Genomic DNA, 1,198 nt, shown 5'->3' with positions numbered 1-1,198 from the left:
TCCGGCGCCTGATCGGCGGGCTCCGGGCGCAGCGGCAGCGGCGTGCGCGGCGGCTTGGGAACGCCCTGGGGGCGAAACGCCAGCATGCGCAGCAGGGTCATTTCAAGGGCGCTGCGCAAATCCGGCGCGTGGATCATGTCGCCACGCCCCTGGATGCCGATCTGGTAGTAGAGCTGCAGGTCCTCGGCGGTGAACCGTCCGGCGAGCTGGAGGATGGTGTCGCGGTCGCCGTGGCCGTTGTCCACCGCGCCGGGCACCATCTGGGCCACCGCCAGGCGGTGCAGGATCGCCGTCAGCTCGTCGAGCACGGCGGCGAAATCCGGGCCCTGCTCGGCGAGCGTGGCCACCTCCGCCAGCAGCGTCTGGACATCGACATCGGCCAGCGCCTGGACCAGCGCCATGACGTGGCGATGATCCAGGGTGCCGAGCATGGCGGCCACGTCCGCGTAGCGCACCGCGCCCTGACCAAAGGCGATCGCCTGATCGGTCAGGCTCATGGCGTCACGCATGGAGCCTTCGGCGGCCTTGCCCAGAAGCCACAGCGCGCTCTCCTCGAACTCGACGCTCTCCTCGCCCAGCACGTAGGTCAAGTGCTCGACCACCCGCTCCGGCGGCATGTGCTTCAAGGTGAACTGCAAACAGCGCGACAGCACCGTGGGCGGCAGTTTCTGCGGGTCGGTGGTGGCGAGCAGGAACTTGACGTGGGGCGGCGGCTCCTCGAGGGTCTTCAGCAGTGCGTTGAAGCTGCTGGTCGAGAGCATGTGCACCTCGTCGATGAGGTACACCTTGTAGCGTCCCTGGGTCGGCGCGTACTGGACGTTGTCGAGAAGCTCGCGGGTGTCTTCCACCTTGGTGCGCGAGGCGGCGTCCACCTCGATCAGGTCGACGAAGCGCCCCTCGTCGATCGCCCGGCAGCTGTCGCACTGACCGCAAGGCGTGGAGGTGACCCCTTCGTCACCGCGTCCGCCGGCAGTGCAGTTGAGGCACTTGGCGAGAATCCGGGCGAGCGTGGTCTTGCCCACGCCGCGAGTGCCGGTGAACAGGTAGGCATGGTGAAGCCGCCCCTGGTCGAGCGCGTTGACCAGCGCGCGCTGGACATGGGTCTGCCCGACCAGCTCGTGAAAGGTACGCGGGCGCCATTTGCGGGCCAGAACCTGATAGCTCATTGAGCACTATTTCCTGTGGCGGGTTCCTGGGG

At 67.9% G+C, this 1,198-nt stretch carries 1 protein-coding gene; it reads right to left on the bottom strand.

Features of this window, described 5'->3' with window-relative positions:
* Positions 1 to 1,166, bottom strand: a 1,166-nt coding sequence (dnaX, locus tag BIS11_RS18015) for a DNA polymerase III subunit gamma/tau (RefSeq protein ID WP_253586786.1), incomplete at its 3' end; no start/stop codon positions are given.
* Positions 1,167 to 1,198: the final 32 nt, after the last annotated feature.

Source organism: Halomonas sp. 707D4 (assembly GCF_024158685.1).
Lineage (GTDB): Bacteria > Pseudomonadota > Gammaproteobacteria > Pseudomonadales > Halomonadaceae > Vreelandella.
The sequence above is the reverse complement of the archived record's forward strand: the minus strand, read 5'-3'. Positions and strand labels throughout refer to the sequence as shown.